Annotated in this window: 3 protein-coding genes; all 3 read left to right on the top strand. The window is 75.3% G+C overall.

The features are described from left to right. On the top strand, positions 1-1,614 hold a 1,614-nt coding region (locus ACFY23_RS31695; protein WP_350686918.1), incomplete at its 5' end, for an acyltransferase domain-containing protein. Beyond that, entirely contained in the window at positions 1,611-4,925 is a 3,315-nt protein-coding gene (locus ACFY23_RS31690; RefSeq protein WP_350686920.1) for an amino acid adenylation domain-containing protein, read from the top strand. The genes ACFY23_RS31695 and ACFY23_RS31690, both read left to right, overlap by 4 nt. Further along, positions 4,903-5,792: polyketide synthase (locus ACFY23_RS31685; protein WP_350686921.1), on the top strand; the 890-nt coding region annotated here is incomplete at its 3' end. The genes ACFY23_RS31690 and ACFY23_RS31685, both read left to right, overlap by 23 nt.

The raw sequence follows: 5,792 nt of genomic DNA, 5'->3' as shown, positions 1-5,792 counted from the left end.
TTGGCGGATGTGGCGTACACGTTGCAGGTGGGTCGTCGGCATTTCGAGCGGCGGCGGGCGGTGGTCTGCCGCGACGCCACCCAGGCCGCGGCGGCCCTCTCCGGGGCGGACCCCGAGCGGCTGCTGACCGGCCGGGCCGGCGACCTCCCACCCGCCCTGGTGTTCCTCTTTCCCGGCGGCGGCAGCCAGTACGTCGGCATGGGCCGCCAGTTGCACGCCGCCGAGCCGGTCTTCGCCGAGCACCTCGACCGCTGCGCCGACCTGGCCGTACCCCGGCTCGGCTACGACCTGCGCGAGGCGGTGCTCGCCCCCGACGGCGACCCCCGCGCGGCGGAGATCCTCGACACCACGGCGGGCCGGCTGACCGCGCTGTTTGCGGTGGAGTACGCGCTGGCCATGCTCTGGCAGTCGTGGGGCGTGCGCCCCGAGGCCATGCTCGGGCACAGCAGCGGCGAGTACGTGGCCGCCAGCCTGGCCGGCGTCTTCGACCTCGCCGACGCCATCGACACCGTGGCCCTGCGCGGCCAGCTTATCGACCGGCTGCCCCACGGCGCCATGCTCGCCGTCAACCTCGCCGAGTCCGACGCCGCCCGGTACGCCGGCGACGACCTCGACGTCGCGGCCGTCAACGGACCCGAACAGACCGTGCTCTCCGGCCCGGCCGCCGCCGTCGAGGCGGCCCGGGCGGCGCTGGACGCCGACGGGGTCCGCGCCAAGCTGGTCCGGGTACGCCAGGCCGCGCACACCCGGATGCTGGACCCGCTGCTGGCCGAGTTCGCGGCGCACATGGCCACGGTCACGCTGCGGCCCCCGCAGGCGCGGGTCGGGTCCAACGTCACCGGCACCTGGCTCACCGCCGCCGACGCCACCGACCCCGGCTACTGGGTGCGCCACCTGCGGGCCACCGTCCGCTTCGGCGACAACCTGCGCGCCGCCGCCGCCCTGCCGGACGCCGCGTTCCTCGAGGTGGGCCCGGGGCACGCGCTCGGCACGATGGCCCTGGCGATGAGCCGGGCGGCCGGCGCCGAGACCACCACCTCCATCGTGGCCTCCCTGCCCGCCGCCCCCGACCAGGACGAGAACGAGACGCTGCTCGGCGCGCTGGCCCGGCTCTGGCTGGCCGGGGCGGCGATCGACTGGACCGCCTTCGCTGCCGGCGAGCAGCGGCGCCGGGTGCCCCTGCCGACCTACCCGTTCGAGCGCCGCCGCTACAGCCTGCTGAACGGATCGACGCCCGCCGCCCACGAGGCGCCGGCGGCGGCCGGGCCGAAGCACGACCGGCCCGACCTGCCCACGGAGTACGAACCACCGCGCACCGAGATCGAGGAGACCGTGGCGCAGGCGTGGCGGGAACTGCTCGGCTACCGGGAGATCGGCGTCTTCGACGACTTCCTGCTGCTGGGCGGGGACTCGCTGCTCACCGGCCGGCTGGTCGCCCGCCTCCAGGACACCTTCCAGGTCCCGATCACCGTCGCGGAGGCCTTCGCCCGGCGCACCGTCGCCCAGCAGGCCGACCTGCTCCAGGACCGGCTCCTCGCCGAGCTCGAAGGGCTCTCCGACTCCGACGCCGAACGGCTGATGAGCGAGGCGGACCCGTCGGAGGCGGGGCGATGACGGCGACCCGCGGCGCCGCCGCCACCTCGATCCCGCTCCGGCCCCCCGGCCGGCCCGCCCCGCTGTCGTTCCAGCAGCGCCGGCTGTGGTTCCTGGACCGGCTGGTGGGCCGGGACGCCGGTGTGCACAACATGGCGATCACGCTGCGCCTGTCCGGCCCGCTCGACGTCGCGGCGCTGGACCGCGCGCTACGCCTGATCCGCACCCGGCACGAGGCGCTGCGCACCACCATCCACGACGACGGCGACGAGCCGGTCCAGGTGGTCGAGCCGGTCGACGACACCCCGATCGAGACGCTGGACCTGACGGCGGTGCCCGACGACCGGCGCGCGGCGCGGTTCGACGAGACCGTCGCCGCCCGCGCCCGGGAGCCGTTCGACCTGCGCCGCCCGCTGATCCGTACCCTGCTGGTCCGCCTCGCCGCGGACGAGCACGTGCTGCTGGTGACGATGCACCACATCATCGCCGACGGATGGTCCGGCGGCGTGCTCGCGCAGGAGCTGGCGGAGGGGTACGCGGCCCTGCTGGCGGGCCGGCAGCCGCGGCTGCCCCACCTGCCGTTGCAGTACCCCGACTTCGCGGCCTGGCAGCGCGCGTACCTGACCGGGCCGGTCCTGGAGCGGCAGCTCGGGTACTGGCGGGACCGGCTGGCCGGCGCGCCGCTGGTGCTGGACCTGCCCACCGACCGGCCCCGGCCGGCCGTGCAGACCCACCGCGGCGCCACCCTGCGCCTGGACCTGCCCGCCGACCTGGCCGCCGACCTGCAACGGTTCAGCCGCGCCGAGCAGGTCAGCCCGTTCATGCTCGGCCTGGCCGTCTTCGCGGTGGTGCTGTCCCGCTGGTCCGGCCAGCAGGACCTGGTCATCGGCACGCCGGTGGCGAACCGCACCCGACCCGAGCTGGAGCACCTGTTCGGCTTCTTCGCCAACACCCTGGCCCTGCGTACGCGGCTCGACGGGGAGCCGACCCTGCGGCAGCTGCTCGACCGGGTGCGCGGCGACCTGTCGGCGGACTTCGCCCACCAGGACGTGCCGTTCGAGATGCTGGTCGACGCGCTGCACCCGGTGCGTGACCTCAGCCGGCACCCCGTCTTCCAGACCCTGTTCAGTTGGCAGGACGAGCCGATGCGGCCGTTCCGGACCGGCGAGCTGGTCGTCACGCCGATCCCGCAGCACAGCGGCAACTCCCAGTTCGACCTGTCGTTCTACGCCCACCGCACCGGCGACGACGCGGTCTTCTGCATCGTCGAGTACGCCACCGACCTGTTCGACGCCGACACCGTGCGTGCGCTGGCCGACCAGTTCGTCGTCGCGCTGCGGCACGCCGTGGCCGACCCCGACCGGCCGGTGGCCCGGCTGCCGCTGCTGGACGCCGCGCAGCACCACCGGGTCACCGTCGCCTGGAACGACACCGCCGTGCCGGTGCCCACCGCCTGCGTGCCCGACCTCGTGACGGCGCAGGCCGCCCGCACCCCGGACGCGGTCGCGCTGACCTGCGGCGGGCGGGCGCACACCTACCGCGAGCTGGACGAGCGGGCGGAACGGCTGGCCCACCGGCTGCGCGCCGCCGGCGCCGCCCCGGGCCGGCTGGTCGGGGTCTGCCTGCCCCGCGGCGCCGACCTGGTGGCGGCCCTGCTGGCGGTGCTGCGCTGCGGGGCGGCGTACCTGCCGCTCGACCCGGCCCACCCGGCCGGGCGGCACGCCGACCTGCTGGACGACGCCGCCGCCGAGCTGGTGGTCACCGCCGACGAGTGGGCCGACCGCTTCCCCGGCCGGCGGACGTGCCCGCCGCACGCCCCGGCCGGCGACCCTGCGCCCACCGCCCCGCTGCCCCCGGTCGACCCCGACGCGCCGGCCTACCTGCTGCACACGTCCGGCTCGACCGGGCGGCCGAAGGGCGTGCTGGTGCCGCACCGGGCCGTCGTCGACTTCCTGGTCGGCGTCCGGACCTGCCCGGGCCTGCTGCCGACGGACGTGGTCCTCGCGGTCAGCACCATCTGCTTCGACATCGCCCTCTACGAGGTGCTCGCCCCCCTCACCGTCGGCGCGCACGTGGTCCTCGCCACCGAGGACGACGTCCGCCAGGGCGACAGCCTGCGCCGGCTCGTCCGGGAGCGCCGGGTGACCGTGCTCGACGGCACGCCCTCCACCTGGCGGCTGCTGGTCGGCGCCGGCTGGGAGGGCGGCGACCTGCGGCTGGCGGTCTCCACCGCCGAGGCCCTCACCCCGGAACTCGCCGAGCAGCTGCTCGACCGGTGCCCCGAGGTCTGGAACATGTACGGCCCCACCGAGACGACGGTGTGGGCCGCCGGCCACCGCGTCCGGCGCGGCGAGCGGCCCGTCCCGATCGGCCGCCCCACCCCGAACACCCGGCTGTACGTGCTGGACGCCGCCGGCGAGCCGGTGCCGCCCGGCGTGCCGGGGGAGCTGCACGTCGGCGGCGCCGGGGTGGCGCACGGCTACCTCGGCGCGCCGGCCGCCACCGCCGCCCGCTTCGTGCCCGACCCGTACGGCCCGCCCGGCGCCCGCCTGTACCGGACCGGGGACGTGGTGCGGCTGCTCCCCGACGGGATCGTGCAGTACCTCGGCCGCACCGACAACCAGGTCAAGCTGCGTGGCTACCGCATCGAGCTGGGCGAGATCGAGGCGACGCTGCGCCGGCACCGGTCGGTCGCCGACGTGGCGGTCCTGCTGGAGGGCGCCGACCCGGTGCGCCGGCACCTGGTGGCCTACCTGGTGGGCCGGGGCGACGACGCGCCGGACGCCGCCGAACTGCGGTCGTGGTGCGCGGCCACGCTGCCCGCGTACATGGTCCCCGCCCGGTACGTCGCGCTGCCGGCGCTGCCGCTGAACAGCAACGGCAAGGTGGACCGGCGGGCCCTGGCGCAGACGCCCGGCACAGACCTGACCGCCGGCGCCGCCGGGCCGGGCGCGCCGCTCGGGGCCACCGCCCGCCGGGTCGCCGAGGTGTGGCGCGACCTGCTGGGCCGCGACTGCGGCCCGCACGAGAACTTCTTCGACGCGGGCGGGCACTCGCTGCTCGCGGTCGAACTCCAGCGCACCCTCGCCGACCGGTTCGGCGTGGACGTGGCGCTGCTGACCATCTTCGAGGTCCCGACCATCGTCGGGCTGGCCACGTACCTCGACGCGGCGGCAGGTCCGGCCGCCGCCGCTCCGTCCGGTCCCGTACCGGCCATCGACGCGGAGTACGGCCGCCGACGGCGGTCCGCTCACCGGCTCCGGCCACGAACCGGCCCGGCCATCCACCAGCCACCGAGAGGGGAAGCCCATGACGCCGGCCCGAATCGCTGAGACCAACCCGGGCACCACCGAGGAACTGCCCGAGGAACTGGAGAACGCCCTGGCGGTGGTCGGCCTGGCGGGCCGCTTCCCCGGTGCGTCCAACGTGGCGGAGTTCTGGCGGAACCTGTGCGCCGGGGTGGAGTCGGTGACGTTCTTCTCGCCGGAGGAGTTGGCGGCGGCGGGCGTGCCGGAGTCGGTGTACTCGCACCCGAGCTACGTGCCGGCGAAGGCGCGGTTGGACGGCGTGGAGTTGTTCGATGCCGAGTTCTTCGGCTTCAACGCGCACGAGGCGGAGATGACGGATCCGCAGCACCGGTTGTTCCTGGAGTGCGCGTGGGAGGCGTTGGAGGACGCGGCGTACGACCCGGCGCGGTTCCCGGGCCGCATCGGCGTCTACGCCGGCCAGTCCATGAACACGTACTCGCTCTACAACATCATGCGCAATCCCGCGCTGGCGCAGGCGTTCTACCTCGACTACCTGCCCATGATGATCAGCTCCAACGACGACTTCCTGGCCACCCGGGTGGCGTACAAGCTGGACCTGCACGGCCCCGCGATGACGATCCAGACGGCCTGCTCGACGGGGTTGGTGGCGATCCACCAGGCGTGCCAGTCGCTGCTGGCGGGCGAGTGCGACATGGCGCTGGCCGGCGGCGTCGGCGTGAAGATCCCGGAGAACGTCGGCCACGTCTACCGCGAGGGCACCGGCCTGTCCCCGGACGGGCACTGCCGCGCCTTCGACCGCAACGCGAGCGGCATCGTCGGCGGCAGCGGCGTGGGTGTCGTGGTGTTGCGGCGGTTGGCGGATGCGGTGGCGGCGGGGGATGTGGTGCATGCGGTGGTGCGGGGTTCGGCGGTGAATAACGACGGTGGTGG

This window comes from Micromonospora sp. NPDC000121 (genome assembly GCF_042899165.1).
Lineage (GTDB): Bacteria > Actinomycetota > Actinomycetes > Mycobacteriales > Micromonosporaceae > Micromonospora.
Note: the sequence above shows the minus strand (reverse complement) of the source record. Positions and strands in the feature narration are given on the sequence as shown.